This window comes from Candidatus Spongiihabitans sp. (assembly GCF_965237845.1).
Classification (GTDB): Bacteria; Pseudomonadota; Gammaproteobacteria; order Arenicellales; family Poriferihabitantaceae; genus Spongiihabitans.
Map to the genome: position 1 here is coordinate 1,339,125 of NZ_OZ250154.1, position 23,677 is coordinate 1,362,801.

A 23,677-nucleotide genomic window follows, 5' to 3' on the forward strand; every position below is an offset into this window, starting at 1 on the left:
ATACGGCGATGAATACGGCCATGAATACGGATAGCCAACAAGCGGGCAGGCGTTGGTTTACGGCATGCTCATTTTCTTTAGGCCCGATTGGTCAACGTCGTTGGGAGTTATTTAAGGCCAACCGCCGCAGTGTCTGGGCGCTTTGGATATTTTTGATATTGTTCGTAATTTCATTATTTGCGGAATTGGTGGCAAATGATAAACCGTTCTTTATTATGTACAAAGGCCAGGCTTATTGGTCGGCGCTGGTGGATTACAATGAAACAGATTTTGACGGAGACTTTCCAACCGCAGCGGCCTATCACGACCCATGGCTGAAAAAACAAATCGCAGATAATGGTTTTGCGGTGTGGCCATTAATAGAATTTCACCATACCACAGTTGATTGGGATATGCGCCATCCCGCGCCAGCGCCGCCCAGTGCGCGGCATATTTTAGGCACCGATGATCAGGCCCGTGATGTCGTTGCCAGGATTATTTATGGCTTTCGCATTTCGGTTTTATTCGGATTCATGCTAACGATTATCAGTGCGGTGGCAGGTGTGGGCGCAGGCGCCATTCAAGGGTACTTCGGCGGCTGGATTGATCTGATATTGCAACGATTTATGGAAGTGTGGAGCAGCATGCCGACGCTGTATATCTTGATCATTTTGGCCAGCGTGGTGGAGCCAAATTTTTGGTGGCTGCTGGGGATACTGTTATTATTTTCATGGATGGGGTTTGTCGGCGTGGTACGCGCGGAATTTTTGAAAACGCGAAAATTTGAATATGTTCGTGCGGCCCGGGCGCTGGGTGTGAGCGATGTCCGGATTATTTTGCGCCATGTGCTGCCCAATGCTTTGGTGGCTACGATTACCTTTATGCCCTTCACCCTGGCGGGATCGGTCACGGTGTTGACTTCGCTTGACTTTTTGGGGTTCGGTCTGCCGCCAGGCTCGCCATCATTAGGAGAATTGCTCGCTCAAGGCAAAGCAAATCTACAGGCGCCGTGGCTGGGGATTAGCGGATTTGTCATTATCGGCACCATGTTGTCGTTGTTAATTTTTATCGGCGAGGGCGTGCGCGATGCCTTTGATCCGAGAAAATTATTTCGTTAGCGTGCTGACCAGAACGATAGCAATAACATGAGCGATCCGATTTTAACGGTCACCGATCTTGCGGTCAGTTTTCAGCGCACCGAAAAACAAGAACGCATTGTTACTGACGTGGTCAGCGGCATGGATTTGGAATTACACGCCGGTGAGACCGTTGCCCTGGTCGGTGAATCCGGTTCGGGCAAGACGCTCACCGCATTGTCGATCCTGCAATTATTGCCGTACCCCTACGCGTTTCACCCCCAGGGCTCGATAATCTATCAAGTGGAAGATCTGGCGGAACAGCTGGTTGGGGCTAATCAGGCAACACTGCAACGCATTCGCGGCAACGATATATCGATGATTTTTCAGGAGCCGATGACGGCGTTAAACCCCCTGCATATGATTGAAAAACAAATCGGCGAATCGCTGGCATTGCATCAAGGCATTACCGGTGATGCGGCAACAAAAAAAATTATTTCGTTGCTCGATCGTGTTGGCATCCACAATCCAGCTGCGCGACTCGACGCTTACCCACATCAATTGTCCGGCGGCCAAAAGCAGCGCGTGATGATTGCGATGGCTTTGGCTAATCGGCCGGAAATATTACTCGCCGACGAGCCCACCACGGCATTGGATGTGACCGTTCAGGCGAAAATTCTCAGCTTGTTAAAAGATCTGCAAGCAGCGGAAAACCTGGCTATTTTGCTCATCACCCACGACTTGAATATGGTCAAAAAAGTGGCTGACCGAATACTGGTAATGAAACAGGGCAAGGTAGTGGAGCGCGGGGCTGCCACCCAAATTTTTACCTCCGCCCAAGAAGATTATACCAAAGCGCTTTTGTCCGCAGAGCCGCCTTTGCGGCAGCCACCCGAAGTCAAAACGGAAGTGGTGTTGCAGGCGGACGATTTGAAAGTTTGGTTCCCGATTAAAAAGGGATTGCTAAAAAGAACAGTCGATCATATAAAGGCGGTCAACCAGGCCTCATTAAAACTTCATCCCGGCCATACTCTGGGCGTGGTCGGTGAGTCGGGTTCAGGGAAAACCACCCTTGCATTAGCATTATTGAAGCTGGTGCAGGCCGAAGGCACTGTGTTGCTCGATGGCAAGCCGCTTGGAGTCCGCGGCGGGCTATCAATGCCGCAAGTTCGATTGGCCATGCAAATTGTTTTCCAGGATCCCTACGGCTCGTTGTCACCGAGGCTGACCATCGGCGCAATAATCAGTGAAGGTCTCGATGCCCATCGGCTGGTCACCGATCCGGCCGCGCGCGATGAAAAGGTGATTGAGATTCTAAAAGAAGTTGAAATTGATCCGGCGGTGCGCTTTCGTTACCCCCATGAATTTTCCGGCGGCCAACGTCAGCGCATTGCCATCGCCCGCGCCTTGATACTGGAACCGAGAATTCTTTTTCTTGATGAACCCACCTCGGCCCTGGATCGCGCAGTGCAGGTTCAGGTATTAGATCTCCTGAATCGACTGCAACGACAACATGGCTTGGCATATGTGTTTATTTCCCACGACTTGAGCGTGGTGCGCGCCATCGCCGATGACCTGATGGTGATGCGTAATGGTGATGTGGTTGAACAAGGCGCAGCGAAATCCATTTTTGCGAGCCCGCAACACCCCTACACCCAGGAGTTACTGGCAGCGGCGTTTAATCTGGAACAGGCGGTTTGAATCAGTGCTGGCAAAAAAATACGGGCAAACCGGATTGAACGGCGTAGCGATTAACAGAAGGGCTTTCAATCATATCGGTGCGGTTGATTGTTTGGATGGCGTGCTTTGTTAGACGTTTCACCTGTATATCCAAGACTATTTTTTAGAGTGATTCATACCAAAATAGTAAACTCTCTGCTTCAAAGATTTTATCTTATCAGGTTCAAGCAGTAATTCAGATTTATTCAAGTGTACAACATCCTTTTGTCGATCAACCCATTCATCGGCTGTGCTTAAAGTAGTCAGAATGCTACTGGCGCCCTTAGTATAGTAATGTCCTGGTATTACTACTTTAGGATTGTAGCGTTTAAGTGCGGCATCTATATCTTCATAGGACAGAATGTGTCGTGAACCGTCTATGTTCATAATGAGAACATCTATATTTTTTAATAGATCATCCGCAAATTTGGTAGGCAGCGGACGATTATCTCCCCAGTGGGCAATTCGCATACCGCCTGTTTCTACGATTTGAATAAAATTATCCATATGCAAAAAATTATCTGGCGGGCAAAAGTCTTGATTAAACTCTTTTGCTGCTTCAGTCCACTTGTACCAGCCTTTGGATTTGCACATATGTTTCTCGGCAACACCAATGATTTTCACATCGCCAAGGTTAAATTCCCCAGCCATGCGCTCCAGTACCATAGTAGCGTGAGGGTGATAAATTGCGTCATGATCAAAATGTGCGTGCGTTGAAAGAACAATATCTACGGGAACTTCCGGAAATTCTGCAGGGAACCAAAGTCCCCAAGCCCCGGATGGGTCGTTGCGCCAAGGATCTATCATAATGCTCAATCCTTTTGGAGATGTGATTTTGAATGCCATATGCCCATAGAACTCTATCTTCACATTTCCTGACTCAGCAGAGTCTCCGCCCTTGGTCTGCATACGAATAACATTATTATTGTTTTCCGTAAACTTCCATGAATCAGAATGTGCATGAGCCGCGACTGGAATCGTAGCCAATATCAACATTAATAAAAGTTGAATGCGCGTGTTAAAATATTTCATTGTAATATCCTCAATATGTCCGATTGTTAAATGCCGATGATGATTTGATAGATGACTGCCGAGGCGGTACCGCGCCACCTGACTATTAGTATAGGGCATATTGCCCTGATGCATCATGCTCTAAACAAAGATAAAAAAACAGTTTTTAATAACAATATGGAACTTCACCTGGTACCCAATATAATATAAAAAACTGCCTGAATCCGCTGAACCTTGTCCATTCCAGTATCCACGTCGCCTTGCCGCACTGAAGGCCTAGAGGCCCCTAACGTCTCGCATCATCGGTAAACAAAGTTGCATAGCGAAGCAACGCCGCTTTATTTTGTCCGAGCGCATGCGTTTGTTAGCTGCTTTTATGCTTAAAGTGATTGCGTAACACATTCTTAACATACTCTGGTGCTTCTTCTGTTACCTTCAAACATAATCTCCTGCTGTTTTTGTAGCACCGTAGGAATAGAATGTTTTTCGCTACCTGAACGATCAACTAAAGCGGGGGATAGATACAGTGATTCTATGGTTTCAGCATTATTACCCAAGAGCGTGGCTTGGCTCGATCTGCCCGCCTTGATATGTAGATGTTTTAGTGAAAGAGAGTTTGGAAGCGGTTTGCCATGATATTTTTTACCCGTTTGTCCGTCATAACTAATGATGTATGAAACATCTTTTTGATTCATTACTTTAAGCGCATCGATAAACTCATCATAGGTGAGACCATTTAAATACCTGTGATCTCTGGTAAATGATGTGCCTTGATACGGTGGATCCATGTAAACCAGGTCATGTTTTTTTGCTTTTTTCACCACTTCTCGAAAATCAACGGATGAAAGACGCGTGATCCCGGAAAGCACAGAAGAAACATCAAAAATATTTTGTCGCATGGTGTTTGGACGCATACCGGATCGCCTATTGTCTGCACTTTGATTAAATGAACCGGATGAACTGTATCTAACTGAACCTTTTACTATCCTGGCCAGTAAATACAATAAGTGATGTGGCTGGTGTGTTGAATTGAATTTTTCGCGTGTTTTAAAGAAATACTCTTTTTTATCAGAGTGCTGTTCATGCCACAATTGTTCATACTGTTTCACTAAATCACCGGGTCTTTCCAGTATTTCTTTCCATAAATGCATCAATGGCTCATTTAAATCATTAAGGATTATTTTTTTTGTTAGCCCATTTACCCTTGCAGACAGTGAAATGGCACTGGCGCCACAAAATGGTTCTATCAGGCAATTTACATTGGCAGGGAAGTGAGGAAGAATATATTGTGCAATTCCTCGCTACTGCCTTGATAGGGGAACGGATGAGGAACTGAAAGGTTATCAAACGTTTTCATGTATTCCATTTTACCCTCTTTCAGCGCCTAACGTTTCGCATTACTGGCAGTAAAAATCAGAGCGAAGAGTATAGACAATTAAACAAGCAATTTTTTTGCGCCATCCGATGAACGGCGTTTTTATCCCTTTTATCCCTCTCGAACACGAAAATTTTACCTCATCAGCCGGTCCATCGAAAAGGCATCCAGACTCACGGCGGGGGTTTTGCCGATGGCTAATTTTGCGGTGACATTGCCGGCGCCCAGCCCGATTCCAAATCCATGGCCGCTGTATCCGGTTGACAAGGTGAGTCCGGGGATGCGATCAACAGTCGAAATCACCGGTAATTGATCCGGTGTCACATCAATCATTCCAGCCCATCGTTGCTTGATTTCAATGCCCTTCAATTGCGGAAAAGTTTGGCCGAGTAAGCGGTAGGCTTTGTTAAGTAGTTTGATGTCGGGATTAGGATTAAGGATGCGCTCTTTTTCGAAAGGCGTGATCTGGTCAAAAGACCATTTTGCAGGCCAGCGCAGTTCAGTAAAAAATCGGTTGCCGATTTTGAGCGACACCTGCTCTTTTGAATTTTTATAAGCATGAAAAAAATCCCGGAAAAAGCGCAAGTAGTCCGGAGTTAGGTCGCAAGTGGAACTGCCGCCATAGGCGACGTTGTAGCCGCCATCCATCCGCCGCCGCAACCCCAGCCCACTTCGCCAAACAGACAGTTGCGTTATCAACGCCGCCGGTGCAGTGGCCATCACCGAACCCGTCACCTTTAGCTGGGGCAACACCAAATCCAGATGCCGGCAAAAATACGAAGACCATGCGCCCCCGGCGCAGACTACGGCAGGCGCTCGAATTCGGCCGTGCTCTGTGACTACTCCGGCAACACGTCCGGCCTCGATATCAATTCCGCGAACGGCGCATTGGTTGAGTATTGTCGCGCCGTGCTGTTTTGCTCTTTTGGCGATGGCTCGGGTAGCCAGAGTCGGCTCTGCACATGCGTCGCTCGGTGTGCATAACGCGCCCCGGGATTGACCTTGAATGCCGGGGATGAGGGCTTGCAAATCGCCCAGACTGAGAAAATGAGTGTCAAGATTAAAGACTTTGGCATGCTTTAGCCAAGCCAGATTACTCTGGTAGCGTTGCTCGGTTTCAGATAAATACAAGGTGCCACCGACGTGGAAGCCGATATCCTCATCAAGTTCACCAACCAACTCATGCCACAACGCCAAAGAATGAATCATCAGCGGCAATTCAACCGGGTCTCGGCCTTGTTGACGTATAAACCCCCAGTTTCGCCCGGACTGCTCGCAAGCGATCTCGCCTTTTTCGCAAAGCGCCACACTAATCCCATTTCGGGCCAGGTAGTAAGCAGTGCTGCTGCCAACAATGCCACCGCCAATCACCACCACATCGACGGCCTCGGGTATTTTATTTGATTCGGGCATGCCCGGAAGTTAAATCTGGTGGTTGAATTTGGCAGTTAAATTTAATTGGCATGGAATGCTATCATGGGCATGGAGTTGGAGCGCAAACCATCGGCAACAGCCACCAAACTATAGATGCCAAATCATAGATGCGGAGGCGACCATTCGCACCAGCCTTTTAACAAGGGAAAATACAGCCCAAGTTTGATTTCGTTTTCTTTTATTTCGTTGCCTGTTATTTTATGTCGTTCAAGCATCCTGACGATGCTTGCATAGTGTTCGAGTTGCTGTTGGTAGCGGGTTTTTTCGCGCGCCATGAACGCCTGCACATCGCCGCCCTTGTGGCGGCTTGACTTGAAATCCACAATCCAGCGAATGCCGTGTTGATCGACAAAACTGCGATCGATGACGACGCTTGAAAATACCTTGTTTACAAATCCGGTTAGCGGCCACTCGCGTTTAACCTGTTGATGGGCAGACGAAAAAATCCAGTCGGCTTTTGGGTCTGCTTTAAGATTCTCTATGGCATCACGCATATTTGTGATGCCGATTTCCAGTTGTTCGCCGTAAAGACCATTGTCCATCAACACGATTCTATTTTTAGATAGCAACGCCTCGGTATCCTCGGATTTCCATTGCAGCCAATTGTCCTGATCAATTTGCTGAAGCATTTTATGAATGGCAATGCCGGTAATACGCACAGTTTCGCCGGCCCATGAAAATTCGATTTGATCCGATTCTTCGGATTTCGAATCGATCTGTTCCTGGTCCAGCGCTTGGTCGATCATAATCCCGGGCGGAATATCAGGACGCTGCCATTTTAGCGGCAGACGTTTAAATTCAGTCAGTGGCAGAACACGCTCTTGCCGTGCGGCGCTGGAATCATGGGAATCGGCGTCAACTAAACTTTGTGCGATCTCCTTCTGCAATGACGGCCATAGCAAATTAAGCAAGGCGCTCTTTGGCGGCGCCTTTGGTTGTCCCGCTTTATCCGGGTCGCCACTCATATACAGGGTCATATACAAATGGAGTTTTTGACGCGCTCGAGTGCAGGCAACATAGAGTAAGCGGCGAAGTTCATTTTGTTGCCGGAGCTGCTCCAGGTCTCCAAGATATTTATAAAACTTGTCATCTTTAACGTCGCTGTGAGGCAGCACCGCAATCAACAATTGATCGGGCAATCTGGTCCAACGCATCAATTCCCGTTCTGGAGTACGCGCAATGCGGTGAAGTTGAGGCAGCAGGACCACATCGAATTCAAGTCCCTTGGACTTGTGAATGGTGAGAACCTGTACTTGTGACTTGCCGTCGGATCGGGACCACAATCTGGCAACCGCATCGGACAGCAATCTGGCCGTAATGATGAGGTGATCGTTCTCCAATTTATCGAGCAATTCAAAATAACTTTCGCAGTTGGCAACATCTGATTGATCGATACAGGCTGGTGCAGCCAAACTTAGCCAGGCGGCCTCCACATTCTGCCGCAGGCTTACCCGTCCCCGCTGGGCCAGGGGCGCCGCCAGCGCTTCAAGTAATCTGATTAGCCGTTTAAAGCCGTCCCGACTCATGTCGGCCATAATTTTATCGTCTCTGCACAATTCCACGATGGTGCTGTTGTGGTCATTCATGCCCAGAACTGACATATCTTCCAGCGTCATGCCGCACCACGGTGCCCGCAATATAGAAAGCCAGGCAATGCGGTCGCTGAGCTGAATCAATCCGCGAGTCAACGCCATAAGATCCTGAATTGCAGGGCGTTGGATTAACGATTCCAGCTCTATGGCCTGAAACTGAATATCGTGTTCACGTAGTGCCTGGGTGATGGCGACCAGATGGCGGCGGTTGCGGCCCAAAATGCCAATTTGTGCATCAGGCTTCTGCTCCAGTTCAAATTTTACTTGCGCGCAAATATTTGCAGCTTCGCTTTCGCGGCTGCCCTCAACCTGAGGGTGAATAGATACCGCGCCTTGACAATAATTATTTTCAATACTCTCGTCCTCGTCCTCGTGCAAGGCAATGCTTCGGGAATAGCGGACCGCGCTGTTGATGATGTCGTCCTGCGCCGGGAATACCTCAGAAAAAATGTGGTTATACCAATCGACCAGCGCAGTGGTTGAGCGGAAATTAGTTTTCAGGGTCAGGGCTTCCGGCTTGATTTCGCCGATACCGTTTTCCTGAATGCTCAGAAAGTTGGCGACTTCGGCTTCGCGGAATCGGTAAATTGATTGCATTGGGTCGCCCACAAAGAACAGCGTTCGCCCATCGCCATGCTGCCACCCGCTGGTGAGTTTTATAAGCAACTCGAGCTGCGCCCGGGAAGTATCCTGGACTTCGTCCATTAACAAGTGCTTGAGCTGGTAATCGAAGAAAAGCGCAAGGTCGCTGGGGGAATCGCCATCGCCTAGCGCCATTTCAGCTCGTTGGGTAATTTCGATGTAATCCGCCTGATTGTTTTCCTTGTACAGCAAGCGCAGCTCTGCGGCCGCTACGGGCAATAACGCCAATAAAGACTGCAATGCCGCCCATCGTTCATCGGTGAATGTGTCGTCCGGCAGCAACGGAATTCTGGTTAATGCTTGAACCGCGCCGCCGCCATTAAGCGTATCGCGCGCCATGGTTTCCAGCACCGACTTCATGCGTAGTTTTTCCGGTTTGTGGTTGGGCGGAAAGCCAAGCCGGACATCAGCCGTTTTACGGACTTCGAGTTGATTGGTCAAAACCAGCGAGGCGATGCCGCGCCAATACTTAAGATTTTCAGTCACGGGATCAGGGAAGCCCTCCATTTCCAAACAGCACATCAAATCAGCATTGGGGTTTTTCTCGTAGGGGTTGGCGGCGGCGAATTTTGCCAGCGCGGCAATTTCGGTTTTCAGATCATCGGGTATGCTCTTGGTTGCGGCGGCAAGCTGTTGCTCGATAACCTGTCGCCACATCATTTCGTACTGTGCCCGAGTGGCGGTTTTCAGCCCGCGCATCCATCGATCGCGTTTTTGCAGCATCATCGCCAAAAGCGATTGCGCTTTGTCGAAATGCGCGTCCAGCAGTTTGATGAGATTGGCGCAATCGGTCGACCAGTCGTCATGCTCTTCAATATGATTCAGGGTGCGTTTTGCTGCTTGCAGGTATGCCAGTTCCGTATTTTGATCTTCCAGCACGTTGGGTGCGCTACCAAACCTGGCAGACCAAGGCATACGTCCTACCAATTCATAACAAAATGCGTCTATGGTTTGAATTCTCAGACGACGAGGATTGTCGAGAATATTCCAACCCAGGCGTTGGTCATTCGCCAACGCGAGTTTTGCCAGCCTCTCAAGTTCATTGTCCTCCCCCTTTAACGCAGACAAAATTCTTGAGCGCATTTCCGCGGTCGCTTTTCGGGTAAAAGTAATGGCAAGAATTTCTTCCGGCTCAGCAACTCGCGCAAGCAACGTTAAATATCGCCTGACCAACAAACCGGTTTTGCCCGAACCTGCTGGTGCCTGGACGATGAAAGAGCGGGTTGGGTGCAATGCCTCGATGCGTTGTTGATTGTCCGCCGGGCTAATCATTGTTCAAAGTCATCGCTGGAGGTCATGCCCATAATGTATATTATAATCATCGGTTTGTGCCGGCCTCATAAATTCGGCATAACCCATGCAAATCACAGTAGTTACAAGTTGTATTGTCCAAAGGGTTTACTTCGGCATGCCCGTCGTAATACTGGTCGGCCAGTTTGGTTAATTGCTCATTCCAGTATTCGATAAGGGCTGGCCAGTTTTTTAATTCTTCATCCACGCCGGTATCGCTTAATTTTGAAACTTTGCTGGAAGTGTGTTTTGCAGTTTGAAATGGCTGGTCACCGCTAATGCCAATATATGCGCTCTGGCCTGCACGAACCTGCCCGAATGCCAGCGTTGAAAGAGGGCGCTCCCGATTGTTATTTTTGTGGTCGTTTGTGTCGAAGTGTTGTGCCAGCGCATATAGCGGTAGCTGGGGTTCTTTGGGGCGCTCGCCAAACCACGCCTTAATCGAACCCGCCTCACCGGTCTTGTAGTCGATTAACATCAGCGTATTGTCGGCCAGCTCATCCATGCGATCAATTTTGAAGTTCAATGTTAACTTGCCTAAGGTCAGTTGCTGCTGCTTTTCAAGTTCGACCACGCGAAATTCCTGCTCTCTGTTTTTTTCCACTGCAAACCATTGCAGCAACAACTGACTGAGCCATTGATCTTGCGCCTGAAAGAATCCTTTACCACTGCCGCTTTTGTGAAAAAACCGTTTGCTGCATGTGGCGATATTGTCGTCAATGATTTGTTTGAGGGCATTGTCGGACATGGCGGCAAGTTTTCCCGATGATTGCAGTGTTTGCCATACCCCCTCCAGAATGCGATGAATCAAGGTTCCACGGTCCAATGCATCCAGTCCCGGCGCTCGAGCATCGGCATCACGCGCACCGAGTCGATGTCTGGCGTAGGCGCGAAAAGGACATGCTGCCTGATCGCGAATAACCGAGGTACCGCCCCGAGTAGGGGGGTCGGATTTGCCAAGTCCCCGGGTGCCTGTGAATGTTTCGAGTTGTGGTTTATGTTTTTGAAAGTATTTGATTAGGGTGGGTTGGGGCGGTTTTGGTGTGGCCAGATTGGGTTCGACCGGGGCCTCAAAAAATGCGCTGGGCAGCAGCTCAACATCCTGGTCAAAACAGTAACGACTGAACACAATTTCGTCACATTGATTGATCAACCGAATTTGTTGCATATTGGCATGGTCGACGTTTAGCAATACTGATGCATGGTGATAGTTTGCTTGTCGTTGCAGCGCATGGGGAATAAACGGACTTTCCTGCACAGCGGGCGGCCAGTCTCTTTCAATTAAACCGCCAAACCAGATTGCGTCAAATTCAATTCCAGCAGTTTCCATGATGCCGAGTACATCAACCTTGACCCGGGGCGATTCCGGCTCGAATGGTTTTTCATTTAAGCGTTGGGTGAAAGCCGAAAGTGCGGTTGATGCTGTGACCGGGTTAGCGACCAAATTCAATGACCCTAAAGTAGAGAGCTCACGTTTGAACGCCTCAACAGTCTGGTATTGCTCGCTGTTTAAGGCGCGCTCCCCGGGCCATCCAAAATTTTCCAGCCAGGTCAAAAAAAATTCAGACCAATAGGAAAACGAGCGAGCTTCCTTGATTGATGCCGTCAACGTGCTGTTGGCATTGATTTTTTCAAGAAAAACTGGCACCAAGGAAGCCGACTGCCATTGTTTCAGCGATTCCAAAAAGCTGGAAAACTTTAATTCATAGGGCAAATATCGACGACACCAAAACTCAAATTTATTTCTGGCATGACATTCGCTATCGGCGCCACCTATAAATGGGGTAAGGATAACTTTGCTGATTGTTGAATTGGTCAGACCTGCCGTTGAAGTTAGCGACAACAGCAATAAAGCAGCATCGACCACAGGCGAATCGTTTAGTTTTACGCCCAATGAAATATGGAATGGTTTTGCGCGGCTGCTGCCGCTATCGATCACATGGCACGGGCTGAGTATTTGGCTCAACGCGTAATCAATTGCGCCGCGTGATTTATTCAGATACGGCGCAACCACGGCAAGCCTTTGATTGGGGCGATGATCTATTTTGTCCTTAATCCAGTGAGCGGCAGCCAACCATTGCTCAGATTCGCTCTCATATTGGCGAAACTGACAATGGAGTCTTGAACCACTATCCGCAACCTGATGAATAGATAAACGGATATTATTTTGCCGCAAGATTGCGATAAGACGTTTTTGCTGGGCGTTAAAACTATCAAACCCCATCCAGATCAGAGGCGCAAAGTCTATCAGTTTGCCAGCATTAACCCGTTCAATTATCACATCAATCAACTGATAAGCGTCCATCCAGTTATTTTTCTGGCACTGGTGTATAAATAAATTAGCCCATCCGGCAAAGCTGCGGTGATCGGCCAGGAACGATTTTCCACAGTCGTCTATGGCGATATCCCATTGCCGGGAAATTCGCCAGGCATCCATGGCGGTTTTAACCGTTGCGGCAATATTCCATAACGGCTGGGAGTTCCGCTGATTGGTATTAATGTCCTCGGATATAATTTGCGTCCACACGGCCTTGCTTTGCAAAGCATTGAGCACAATACGGTCGGCCTGATGGTCGGCCTGATAGTCGGTATGCGTTGTGCCTGATGGATTGAACCGGACACGCCTCTCGACTTCTGTTCCAGACTCAGTGCTACCTCCCCCGTCCCTGGGGTCGTCGGCTTTGGCATCCTGCGTCGCTCTGCCTCCCCCATCCCTGGGGTCGTCCCGAATAAATTGCCACAGACGAAAAACCCAGGCTTCAAAAGGCAGGATGTCTGCTGTATCCCAGGCCTGTTTACCTTGGACCAGTTGATGCTGGTTAAATTGCTGGCGGACTTCCCGAGCGAGACGTTTATTGGCAGTAACTAGCGTGGCGCCATCGCATAATTGCTGCGCAACTTCATCGGCAAGGATTTTAGAGCGATTCAACAGCAGAATAGAAATTAATTGGGGTCGTCGGCTTTGGCATCCTGCGTCTCTCTACCTCCCCCGTCCCTGGGGTCGCCTGAAAACTGCTCCATCCTTTGGGCAAGCTCGAAATCCAGCGTGGTAATACCGCCACTCTCATGGGTAGTGAGGTTGATCTCCACTGTTTTATAGACGTTGCTCCATTGCGGATGGTGATTCATTTTCTCCGCTGCTATTGCGCACTGGGTCATAAACCCGAAAGCCTGAATAAAATTTTTTAACACGAAGGTCTTATGAAGTTTCTGATCGACAACCTCCCATGGATTTTCCAAAGCCGAATTGAGATGATTCAATTGAGCGCTGAGTTGCGTAGAGTCTAAAAGTATTTGTTTCATTTCAATGTCTCTCAATAGTTATTCATGCCATAGTTGTTCAAGCTAGCGGTGTCATACTGGCATCGGCCCACACCTCGCCGCTAATCGCCGGGTTCTCAATCATCGCGCATATTATATCGGCAATTTCTTGCGGTTGTATTTTTCGCCCTAGCCCAATTAGTGGCTTTAAGTTTTTTTCGAAATACTCATCGTTGATCGCGTCAACCATTTTGGTGTCCACAAATCCAGGGTGGACTATTTTGGTTTGCACGCCATGAAAAAGCCCTTCCAGGTTTAGCGTCGAACTGACTGCGATTAGTGCTGATTTTGCAGCCGCGTATCCGACCTGCCCGCGATTGCCCTGAGAGGAGACGGATCCGATGAGGATAATGGCACCCTGTATATCCTCATCCGCGCCCCACTTTTTTCGTCCCTCGGCATGACGCTGTTTAGCGATGCCCGCGATGGTTTCCATCGCCCAGTATGTTGGATGAACTAAGTTGACATCCAGGATTTTTTTAAAAACGGATTCGGCATAAATCTCAATTTCTCCGCCCTGCTTAACTTTGACAGCCAGTGAGTCAGACACAATGCCTGCCGCTGGCACGCAAATTTGCACTGCTCCAAATTTCCCGTGCATGGTATTAAAAACCAGCCTGCGGAATTCCGGATCGGTGACATCGCCGCAAAAGGGCAACGCTTTTTCTTTGCCCGCCAGTTTGTTTAGTTGCTTCACGGTTTCCTCGCATCGCTCCGACAGATCAACAACTGCAAGTCCGCCAATCTCTTTTTCCATCAGCTTGCTGGCAGTCGCAAAGCCGATTCCGCCTGTGGCGCCAGTAACCACTGCAACCTTATTTCTTATGTTCATTGATTGTTCGACAGAATTGATGGTACCCAAGACAATGGCAATTAGAACATATAAGCGTCGGTCAGAGGTGCCGGGAATAATATTCTTTGCCACCAATTTTAGTGTTCTGGTATAATAGTCTGTTTCTTACATAGTCCTGAAATTAGTCGGAGTCCGAATAAATTATGTTAATAGATTCTGCAAATATATTTTCAGGGCAATTCCAATCATTTCGCATTTGTAGAGGTTAGGACATGACTGACAGGCATATGGATCACAAGCAGGTGGATCACAAGCGCCGCCGCTTGTTGACCATAGCGACGTCTGGCGTTGGTTTGGCAGGGGTTGTCGGTCTGGCGATTCCGTTTGCCGGCAGCATGAGCCCCAGCGAAAAAGCAAAAGCAGCCGGGGCCCCGGTAGAAGTTGATATCAGCAAACTCGAGTCTGGGCAGCAGCTTGTCGTTAAATGGCGTGGTAAGCCGGTATGGGTGATTCATCGTTCACGGCAGTCGCTGGAAATGCTCGCCGACTTGAATGACAGGCTGCTTGATCCTGATTCAAAAAACCGCCAGCAACCAGACTATGCTCAAAACATCTACCGATCGATCAAGCAAGAGGTGTTGGTTTTGGTGGGTATATGTACCCATCTTGGCTGCTCACCGAAATACCAACCTGAAATTGGCGTGGTGTCGTTTGATGATGACTGGAAGGGTGGTTTCTTGTGTGCATGTCATGGATCAAAATTTGACCTGGCCGGTCGTGTATACAGCGGCGTTCCGGCCCCCTCCAATCTAGTGGTTCCGCCACATCAATATTTGTCGGACAAGGTCTTGTTAATCGGTGTGGATGCAAAGGTGGCATCATGAGTTTTATGACTTGGCTGGACGCTAGATTTCCAGCAACAAAAGTTACTCGGGAGCATTTAACCGAATATTACGCGCCAAAAAACTTTAATTTTTGGTACTTTTTCGGCAACTTGGCATTGGTGGTTCTGGTTTTGCAGATCGTCACCGGTGTATTGCTGGCGATGAACTACAAGCCCGATGTCGAGCTGGCGTTTGCGTCGGTCGAATATATTATGCGAGATGTATGGGGCGGGTGGTTTATACGCTATATGCACTCTACTGGCGCGTCATTGTTTTTCGTTGTGATTTACCTGCATATGTTTCGTGGATTACTGTATGGGTCTTACAGAAAACCAAGAGAGTTGATTTGGATATTCGGCATGGTCATATTTCTTGCAATGATGGCATCAGCCTTTTTCGGTTACCTGTTGCCTTGGGGGCAGATGTCGTTTTGGGGTGCTCAGGTAATTGTAAATCTATTTGAAACGCTGCCTTTTGTCGGTGGCGCATTGTCTGAATGGATTCGCGGCGACTATGTAATTTCGGATGTCACCCTGAATCGGTTTTATGCTTTTCACTATTTAATTCCGTTTATTTTAGTAGGGCTGGTTTTTCTTCACATCGTTGCCTTGCATAAAGTCGGGTCCAACAATCCTGATGGCATTGAAATTAAACAGGGGCCTAAAGGAAACCAATGGAGCGCGGATGCTCCCGCGGACGGCATTCCGTTTCATCCTTATTACACCGTTAAGGACATTATGGGGACGGTGGTATTTATGGCGATTTTCTTTGCCATCGTATTCTTTTTTCCAGAAATGGGCGGTTACTTTCTTGAACAACCTAACTACGAGCCGGCAAATCCGCTAAAAACACCGGATCATATTGCCCCAGTGTGGTATTTCACGCCGTACTATGCAATTTTGCGTGCCATCCCGAGCGCATTTGGCACTCAGGTTTGGGGCGTGTTGGCGATGTTTGCTTCAATTGCGGTGTTTTTCTTCCTGCCGTGGCTGGACCGTAGCCCGGTCAAATCCATTCGCTATAAAGGCTGGATATTTAAATCCTGGCTTGCGGTATTCGTGGCTTCCTTTGTGATACTCGGGTATCTGGGCACTCAACCGCCCGGCGGGTCTCGAACGCTGCTTGCCCAGATTTTCACTGCTTCGTATTTTGCGTTTTTCTTGCTGATGCCGATTTATAGCAAAATGGATAAAACCAGGCCTGTGCCAGAGAGAATTACCGAATGAAAAAATCGCCAGGAGCGATTTTTCGCGAGCGAAGCGAGTTCGCCAGAGCGCGTATCAGGGATGATACGCGCAAAAAGTTAATCCTGTCTCTGGTTTTAATGATGGCTTTAATAACGGCTTTAATGACAAGCGCGATTTCCGCTTTTGCGGCTGAAGAATCGAATGGAATGCTGAAGCCTGTCGAAGTTTCATTGCGGGATAAGGTATCGTTGCAAAATGGCGCCAAGTTGTTTGTGAATTATTGCATGTCGTGCCACAGCGCCAAATTTATGCGCTACAACCGCATGGCAGCCGACTTGGAAATTCCAGAACAATTGGTTGAGAGCAATATGATTTTCACTGGTGGAAAAATTGGCGATGCCATGACCACCACCCTGTCTAAAGAGGCGGGCGAACAATGGTTTGGTGTGGCGCCACCGGATTTGTCATTGATCGGCAAGCTTCGAGACCCCGAATGGTTGTATGGTTATCTGAGATCATTCTATATCGATGACAGTACTGAGACTGGCTGGAATAATCTGGTTTTTCCGAATGTCGCTATGCCGCATGTGCTTTATGAATTGCAGGGAATCCAGAAGGCGATTTTCAATTCCAGGACCGATCAGAACGGCAATAGTCGCGAAGTTTTTGATAGTTTCGAATTAGTTAGCGTAGGAAAAATGGATGCTGATGAGTATGACCATGCGATGCGAGATTTAACTAATTTTCTGTATTACATGGGCGAACCCGCGCGCATGGTGCGCATTAAATACGGAATCTGGACAATGTTGTTTCTAGTGGTATTAGGCTCGCTGGCATTTATGCTCAAGAAGGAATATTGGCGGGATATTGATTAGAACACCATAATAATCAGGCCCGCTTTAAAATGTTTTATTTCCTTTCCCCTGACTACTAAATTAATTACCTAACTGACCTAAACATAGAATGGGTTTAAACTTACCCCAAGCAGACAAGCACCCTGCTATGACACTATTATCGGGCCCGCTTGATGTATTTGGCCATTGCTGTCGAATTGTTCTTCTAGAAAAAGATATCGATTTTGGGGTGGAATATATATTTGCGAGCGACGATCCATCAAAAATTGGCGAATACAATCCCTACGGTGAAACCCCAACCCTGATTGATCGAGATGTGGTGCTATACGACATGTGGGTGATCATCGAATATCTCGATGAGCGCTTTCCACATCCGCCGCTGAAGCCTGCTGATCCTGTAACCCGTGCTAAAACCCGTTTGATGGTTTCCCGTTTAACTCGGGATTGGTTACAACCCGTGTGTAATTTAGGCGAAACCAGTACGCCCAAGCCTTCTGCAGCATTGCGAAAAAGCCTGCACGACGGACTGCTGGCGTTGTCACCTATTTTTTCCAGCCAACCCTACTTTCTTGGCGCCGATTACACGTTAGTTGACGCTTATTTTGCGCCATTGCTTTGGCGTTTGCCTTCATTGGGTGTTGCACTGCCGAAACAGGCAGAGCCGCTCATTGAATACGGCGAGCGTCTGTTTAGACGACCTGCATTTCATGCTAGTAGGAGCGATCAGGAAATTGAACTCCGCTAACGCTTGGTTTCACAGTCATGGGGCGCTCTAATAGTGGCGGGCAATAGTAGCGGCGGCAAACAGCAGAATCCGTCACTGACGACTAAACCTTATCTAATGCGCGCGATCTATGAATGGGCGTTGGATAATGGATTTACCCCGCAAGTGCTGATTGCAACAGATCGATCAGATGTGGTGGTGCCCAAGCAATACGTTAAAGATAACCAGATTATTTTGAATATCCATCCCCAATCCGTATCCGGGCTAGACCTTGGCGATGAGTTGTTATGGTGTTCCACCCGATTTTCCGGCAAGCCGATGGAGATTACCGCACCGGTGTCTGCGGTTCTCGCAATTTATGCACGAGAGAACGGTCAGGGAATTGTATTTCAGGATGACGATAATGGCATTACGCCACCAACAAACACCCTGCCAGAACCCCCAAAAGCGTCGTCCAAAAAGAAATCGCAATTACAATCAAAGGCAAAGATTCCAGATACAAAACAATCCACGCCAACTCATTTGAAGATTGTTAAATAAATTTTTCGGTATTAACGCCATCACCTGGAGGGACTCGAGGAGTCTTGAAAATTCCGGTTTAGTCCGCATTGCATAGGATTCCGCCTCACTTTTAATTAAAACATATTCATGAAGCAATTTAGAGGAACCACAATACTGTCGGTTCGAAAAAGTAGTCAAGTGGTTATCGGTGGAGATGGCCAGGTTTCCATCGGCAACACCATGATGAAAGGCAATGCCAAAAAGGTGCGGCGTTTATATCACGATCAAGTTCTGGCTGGCTTCGCTGGCGGCACCGCCGATGCGTTCACCTTGTTTGAGCGATTCGAAGGAAAACTGGAAAAACATCAGGGGCAATTGGTGCGTGCGGCGGTGGAGCTGGCTAAAGACTGGCGTACCGACCGGATGCTGAGGAGATTGGAGGCATTGCTGGCAGTTGCCGACAAGGAAGCGTCTCTGATTATATCGGGCAATGGCGATGTGATTGAACCCGAGCATGGGGTTATGGCTATTGGTTCAGGCGGAGATTACGCAAAGTCCGCGGCCTTGGCCCTGATGGAAAATACCGAATTGTCAGCTAATGAAATTGTTGGAAAAAGTTTAGGAATTGCCGGAAAAATATGTATTTACACCAACGATCATTTGACCATTGAGAGTCTTGATTACTAGCCCTGATACTAGCAACGGAACATAGATAGATGACTGAAATGACCCCACGGGAAATTGTCCAAGAGCTCGACAAACATATTATTGGGCAGAAAGAGGCTAAACGCGCGGTTGCCATAGCGCTTCGAAATCGGTGGAGAAGAATGCAGATTGCACAAGATGATCTGCGTACTGAAATAACCCCGAAAAATATTTTGATGATTGGACCGACCGGCGTCGGAAAAACCGAAATCTCACGTCGTCTTGCAAGGCTTGCCAAAGCGCCCTTTATCAAAGTCGAAGCGACCAAATTCACCGAAGTTGGCTATGTCGGCCGGGAAGTGGATTCAATTATTCGTGATCTGGTGGATATGTCATTGAAGATGACCAGAGAGCAAGCTGTTGAGAAAGTACAATCCCATGCGGAAGATGCTGCGGAAGAGCAAATTCTTGATATCTTATTGACGCCTGCGCGTGGGCAATCGGCAGATGAGGATAGCGCTGGCCGTCAACGATTTCGTAAACTGCTCAGGGAAGGCAAATTAAATGACAAGGAAATTGAAATCGAGGTCAGTAATCCGTCTATTGGCGTGGAAATTATGGCGCCCCCGGGCATGGAGGATATGACCAACCAATTACAGGAAATGTTTCAAAACATGAGCGGTCAAAAGACGCGTCAACGAAAAACCAGGGTCGAAGAAGCCCTTAAGCTGGTCACCGAAGAAAAAGCATCCAAACTCATCAACGAAGAAGAAATCAAAATGCAGGCTCTGGAAAATGTCGAACAAAATGGCATCGTGTTTCTGGATGAAATAGACAAAATTGTGAGTCGTTCGGCCCATCATCATGGCGGCGCGGACGTGTCCCGGGAAGGTGTGCAACGTGATTTGCTGCCGTTGATTGAAGGTTCTACGATTTCAACAAAATATGGCATGGTAAAAACCGATCACATTTTATTCATCGCCTCAGGCGCATTCCAACTGGCCAAACCTTCGGATTTAATCCCGGAGTTACAGGGTCGATTGCCGATTCGAGTTGAATTAAAAGCGCTTACCTCTGGCGACTTTGTACGTATCCTTACCGAACCGGATGCTTCTCTTACCGAGCAATACCAGGCATTGATGAACACCGAAGGCGTGCAGCTTGAGTTTACCGAGGAAGGTATAAATCGAATTGCTGAAGTTGCCTGGCAGGTCAACGAACAAACGGAAAATATCGGAGCCCGTCGGTTGCATACGGTGATGGAGAGATTGCTCGAAACGATCTCATTTGAGGCGGCAGATAAATCCGGGCAATCGGTTAATGTCGATGTTGATTATGTCAATCGCTATTTGCAGGATTTGGCGGATGATCAGGATTTATCCAGGTATATTTTATAATTGGCAGACAGGTGACATTCCAATAAAGTGTAGCGACCAAGGATGCTTTAACACGTTTAAGTTGTCCCGCGATGCCTTTTTTAAGGGATATCTCGGTCGTTTCGCTTTTTTGAGACGACTATGGTGCCAATTGACACCCCATAGTTATATTGGTTTTCTTAAAAGTTTTTGGCAAACGGTCTGTGGTGGATTGGTTTACACAGAAATTTGTATTTCCAAAAATAACCACTTGTAAAATTTATAAAGGTCTAATTAGCATACCTATAGAGGCACAAACTACATTTACAACAAAGCTTATGGGGAAGTCATTATGAAAGTAGCAGGGCGCTCAAATCTAGTTTCAGGTACAAATGAGTATGATAGAGGGTATGTAAAAATTGAACTGCCGAGCTCATTTAAAAAATTTATCACAGAATATATTGAATCCAACCTGAGTAACTATAATCCATATTTATGTCAAGATGAGATAGCACACCAATTTGCAAAATATTCACTTGTATTTCTTAAAAAAATAAAAAACAAACAAGTTAATGATTTTTCTATAGATATTTTTCTGAAAATTATAAAGAATTCTTATGTCTGTGGAGAAATACCAGTAGTATTTATTACAAATACTCCTGTAGAACCTAGCCATTCTTACATAGAACCTATAGAAAGCAGAGGTTTTAACTATGCTGAAAACAAGCATGATCGTCTAAGGGAATTCTTTTACTCTGAATGGTTTACTTGGCTAATAGCGGCTCTCTTTAATCACGATGCAATTATTCACCCATCTGAACACGGAGGCAAAAATAGGTTTCACCTAATATCACCTATTTCTAATGAAGATAAGAGATTAAGAAAAGTCGGTGCAAGTACCGATGGCGTGATTTCTGGATTTGTTGGAGAAATAAATTATCCAATATTCTTAGGAAAAGATGGAAACATTGCTGGGACTTGTATCAATGCCTCAGAAAACAGGATGGTGTATGTTGGAAAAAGCAAAAAAGACAAGAGATTATTTGATCGTTTTTTATCAACGGTTAGAACGATGGAAATATTGGAGTTTTTGTTAACATCAAAAGACTTGCTTTTTATTCCAAATTCGTATCATGAAAACCAAAATAATGTCACACATGGAAGAGGAGAGTTAGACAATTCTGAGTATCGAATTCCTATAGGGAAAGAAAACTTTTCCAGGAGAATGCATTGCAGACAATATACTAGAAGCAGGCTCAGAGATTTCCTGCCCGGTTTGCTTGGAGGAGTTCTTGATGGAGTTTAGTTTTGAGATATTGATTTTGTTATTCTTTGTTGCAATTATTGCTGGCTGGGTTGATGCAATTGCTGGAGGTGGCGGCTTAATAACAATACCCGTTTTAATATTAGCAGGACTTTCTCCTACTGCTGCGTTAGCAACAAATAAATTGCAAGGAAGCGCCGGAACTTTGACCGCGTCTTTATATTTTATCAAAAAGAAAACGGTTAACCTGAAAGAAATTAAATTAGCAATTATTGCAACATTTATTGGCTCAGTTATTGGTAGCTGGGTTGTATTAAAAATAGATGCCCAGACACTAATTGTGCTATTACCGATATTATTAATATCAATGGGCCTGTATTTTCTTTTTTCACCACATATTAGTGATGAAGATAGAAAGGGAAAACTTACAGTTGTATTTTTTGCTCTATTAGCATGTCCATTGCTTGGGTTTTATGATGGTTTTTTTGGTCCTGGCACAGGTAGTTTTATGGCTTTAGCTTTTGTTATTCTTTTGGGGTATAGCCTACCCAACGCAACGGCTAACTCAAAAATACTAAATTTTGTAAGTAATATTTCGTCACTTTTATATTTTGTATTATATGGTGATGTGTATTGGAGCATAGGTGTTATTATGATAGGAGGTCAGTTTATTGGTGCAATCATTGGAGCAAAAATGATTCTTGAAAAAGGTTCTTTGGTTATTAAACCAGTAGTTGCTTCGGTTTGCTTCTTAATGTCAGCGAATATCTTACTGAAGACGTATTGGTAACGTATAACAATCGCATTCACTCGGACAGCAAAAAGCGCCGCTCATGCCTCGCTCTGCTTTTTGCTGCCGGGGATGCGAGGCGGTCCAATCAATCCGGGCAAGAGAGAAATCCGCTGAGTCAGGATGCTGGGGTGCGTGTAAAGCAGTGGGTTGAATCTAGGGTAAAATCGGCTAAAATCGACTAAATAATGCTAAATTAGAGTAAAAACGTCTAAAAGTCGTTAAAATAGTAAATATTGAAAATATAAACAATTTATTGAAACTTTCCTAAATATTAGCACTCTACTTGAACGAGTGCTAAAATCGGTTTTAATCTGCAACTGGAGAATCCTGAACTATGCCCCAAAGTTTACCTGTCGCAATTGATTTATCAACCGGCGATAACCTGACAACTTATATGCGTGCTGTAAATGCGGCGCCCATTTTGTCTGCGGAGAGGGAGCGTGAATTGGCCTTGCGATATCACAATGAGGGTGATTTGGAAGCGGCCCGGGAACTGGTAATGTCCCATCTTCGCTATGTCGTCAAAGTGGCGAGAGGGTTTATGGGTTATGGATTGCCCCTTACCGATTTAATTCAGGAAGGCAGTATCGGGCTGATGAAAGCGGTTAAACGATTTGATCCTGGTCGGGATGTTCGTCTGGTATCGTTTGCGGTACATTGGATTCGCGCCGAGATTTACGATTATGTGCTTCGAAACTGGCGTATGGTCAAGGTTGCCACTACAAAAGCGCAACGAAAGCTTTTCTTTAACCTGAGAAAAAGCAGGGCTCGACTGGGTTGGATGAACAATGAAGAAGTCAGCCAACTTGCCAAAGATCTTGATGTTGAAACTAAAACCGTTCGGGAGATGGAATCCCGGTTAAGTAGTACCGACGTTGCGTTTGACGCAATGGTTGATCAGGACGATGACGAGCGCTATTTGGCGCCGTCACAACATTTGGGCGATAGTCGTTATGATCCAGAGGTTGTGGTTAGCGGTAACGAGCAAACCAGCGAACGAAGCCAGCAGTTAGCATCGGCGCTGACTGAGTTGGATGAGCGCAGCAAAGACATTGTGACTCGGCGTTGGTTAAGTGATGACAAACCTACGCTGCATAAGTTGGCTGATGAGTATGGCGTCTCGGCTGAAAGAATTCGTCAAATTGAAAAACGCGCCATGGAAAAAATGAAAAAGGTGATTTCTATTCAGGTATAACAAGCCCTGAGTATGTTATGAATATTGCACGAAGACGGACTTG

19 protein-coding genes are annotated in these 23,677 nt (G+C 46.9%); 12 read left to right on the forward strand and 7 right to left on the reverse strand.

Annotated elements, in window-relative coordinates:
• Positions 1–20 precede the first annotated feature (20 nt).
• Both ACPXXB_RS06445 and ACPXXB_RS06450 read left to right on the forward strand, forming a co-directional pair.
• Positions 21–1,097 carry an ABC transporter permease gene (locus ACPXXB_RS06445; RefSeq protein ID WP_423911021.1) on the forward strand — a complete coding sequence of 359 codons (1,077 nt, stop codon included), beginning with the start codon at positions 21–23 and terminating at the stop codon, positions 1,095–1,097.
• A gap of 27 nt (positions 1,098–1,124) precedes the next feature.
• Positions 1,125–2,756, forward strand: a complete 1,632-nt coding sequence (locus ACPXXB_RS06450; RefSeq protein WP_423910777.1) for an ABC transporter ATP-binding protein — start codon at positions 1,125–1,127, stop codon at positions 2,754–2,756.
• A gap of 135 nt (positions 2,757–2,891) precedes the next feature.
• Here ACPXXB_RS06450 and ACPXXB_RS06455 read toward each other — a convergent pair whose 3' ends face one another.
• The 7 genes from ACPXXB_RS06455 to ACPXXB_RS06485 all read right to left on the reverse strand — a co-directional run bounded on the left by ACPXXB_RS06455 (position 2,892) and on the right by ACPXXB_RS06485 (position 14,271).
• A complete protein-coding gene (locus ACPXXB_RS06455) occupies positions 2,892–3,806 on the reverse strand; it encodes an MBL fold metallo-hydrolase (protein WP_423910780.1) in 915 nt (304 codons plus the stop codon).
• A 383-nt stretch (positions 3,807–4,189) separates the two neighbouring features.
• Positions 4,190–5,080: a Dam family site-specific DNA-(adenine-N6)-methyltransferase gene (locus ACPXXB_RS06460; protein WP_423911024.1), complete on the reverse strand. Its 891-nt coding sequence runs from the start codon at positions 5,078–5,080 to the stop codon at positions 4,190–4,192.
• Positions 5,081–5,295: 215 nt separating this feature from the next.
• Positions 5,296–6,573 (reverse strand): NAD(P)/FAD-dependent oxidoreductase, encoded by a 1,278-nt coding sequence (locus ACPXXB_RS06465; protein WP_423910782.1) that lies wholly within the window; start codon positions 6,571–6,573, stop codon positions 5,296–5,298.
• A gap of 122 nt (positions 6,574–6,695) precedes the next feature.
• Positions 6,696–10,100 (reverse strand): UvrD-helicase domain-containing protein, encoded by a 3,405-nt coding sequence (locus tag ACPXXB_RS06470; RefSeq protein ID WP_423910785.1) that lies wholly within the window; start codon positions 10,098–10,100, stop codon positions 6,696–6,698.
• A 46-nt stretch (positions 10,101–10,146) separates the two neighbouring features.
• Positions 10,147–13,047: a PD-(D/E)XK nuclease family protein gene (locus tag ACPXXB_RS06475; RefSeq protein WP_423910788.1), complete on the reverse strand. Its 2,901-nt coding sequence runs from the start codon at positions 13,045–13,047 to the stop codon at positions 10,147–10,149.
• 14 nt (positions 13,048–13,061) lie between these two features.
• Complete coding sequence (locus ACPXXB_RS06480; protein WP_423910791.1) at positions 13,062–13,421, reverse strand: 4a-hydroxytetrahydrobiopterin dehydratase; 360 nt, start codon at positions 13,419–13,421, stop codon at positions 13,062–13,064.
• Positions 13,422–13,458: 37 nt separating this feature from the next.
• Entirely contained in the window at positions 13,459–14,271 is an 813-nt protein-coding gene (locus tag ACPXXB_RS06485; RefSeq protein ID WP_423910794.1) for an SDR family NAD(P)-dependent oxidoreductase, read from the reverse strand.
• 248 nt (positions 14,272–14,519) lie between these two features.
• On the opposite strand from ACPXXB_RS06485, the gene petA reads away from it, so the two are divergent.
• The 10 genes from petA (at position 14,520) to rpoH (ending at position 23,634) form a co-directional block, all read left to right on the forward strand.
• Positions 14,520–15,116 carry a ubiquinol-cytochrome c reductase iron-sulfur subunit gene (gene petA / locus ACPXXB_RS06490; protein ID WP_423911027.1) on the forward strand — a complete coding sequence of 199 codons (597 nt, stop codon included), beginning with the start codon at positions 14,520–14,522 and terminating at the stop codon, positions 15,114–15,116.
• Positions 15,113–16,342, forward strand: a complete 1,230-nt coding sequence (locus tag ACPXXB_RS06495; RefSeq protein WP_423910796.1) for a cytochrome b — start codon at positions 15,113–15,115, stop codon at positions 16,340–16,342. The genes petA and ACPXXB_RS06495 overlap by 4 nt, the downstream gene beginning before the upstream one ends.
• Positions 16,339–17,178 carry a cytochrome c1 gene (locus ACPXXB_RS06500; protein ID WP_423910799.1) on the forward strand — a complete coding sequence of 280 codons (840 nt, stop codon included), beginning with the start codon at positions 16,339–16,341 and terminating at the stop codon, positions 17,176–17,178. Before ACPXXB_RS06495 ends, ACPXXB_RS06500 begins: the two co-directional genes overlap by 4 nt.
• 127 nt (positions 17,179–17,305) lie before the next feature.
• Positions 17,306–17,902 (forward strand): glutathione S-transferase N-terminal domain-containing protein, encoded by a 597-nt coding sequence (locus ACPXXB_RS06505; RefSeq protein WP_423910802.1) that lies wholly within the window; start codon positions 17,306–17,308, stop codon positions 17,900–17,902.
• 33 nt (positions 17,903–17,935) lie between these two features.
• Positions 17,936–18,421: a ClpXP protease specificity-enhancing factor gene (locus ACPXXB_RS06510; protein ID WP_423910805.1), complete on the forward strand. Its 486-nt coding sequence runs from the start codon at positions 17,936–17,938 to the stop codon at positions 18,419–18,421.
• 108 nt (positions 18,422–18,529) lie between these two features.
• A complete protein-coding gene (gene hslV, locus ACPXXB_RS06515) occupies positions 18,530–19,069 on the forward strand; it encodes an ATP-dependent protease subunit HslV (RefSeq protein ID WP_423910808.1) in 540 nt (179 codons plus the stop codon).
• A 29-nt stretch (positions 19,070–19,098) separates the two neighbouring features.
• The gene (gene hslU, locus ACPXXB_RS06520) at positions 19,099–20,424 is read left to right on the forward strand and encodes an ATP-dependent protease ATPase subunit HslU (protein WP_423910811.1); all 1,326 of its coding nucleotides are present in this window, start codon (positions 19,099–19,101) and stop codon (positions 20,422–20,424) included.
• Positions 20,425–20,734: 310 nt separating this feature from the next.
• Positions 20,735–21,688, forward strand: a complete 954-nt coding sequence (locus tag ACPXXB_RS06525) for a hypothetical protein (protein WP_423910813.1) — start codon at positions 20,735–20,737, stop codon at positions 21,686–21,688.
• A complete protein-coding gene (locus tag ACPXXB_RS06530) occupies positions 21,678–22,436 on the forward strand; it encodes a TSUP family transporter (protein ID WP_423910816.1) in 759 nt (252 codons plus the stop codon). The genes ACPXXB_RS06525 and ACPXXB_RS06530 overlap by 11 nt, the downstream gene beginning before the upstream one ends.
• Positions 22,437–22,773: 337 nt before the next feature.
• Entirely contained in the window at positions 22,774–23,634 is an 861-nt protein-coding gene (rpoH, locus tag ACPXXB_RS06535; RefSeq protein ID WP_423910818.1) for an RNA polymerase sigma factor RpoH, read from the forward strand.
• The last annotated feature ends 43 nt before the right edge of the window (positions 23,635–23,677 follow it).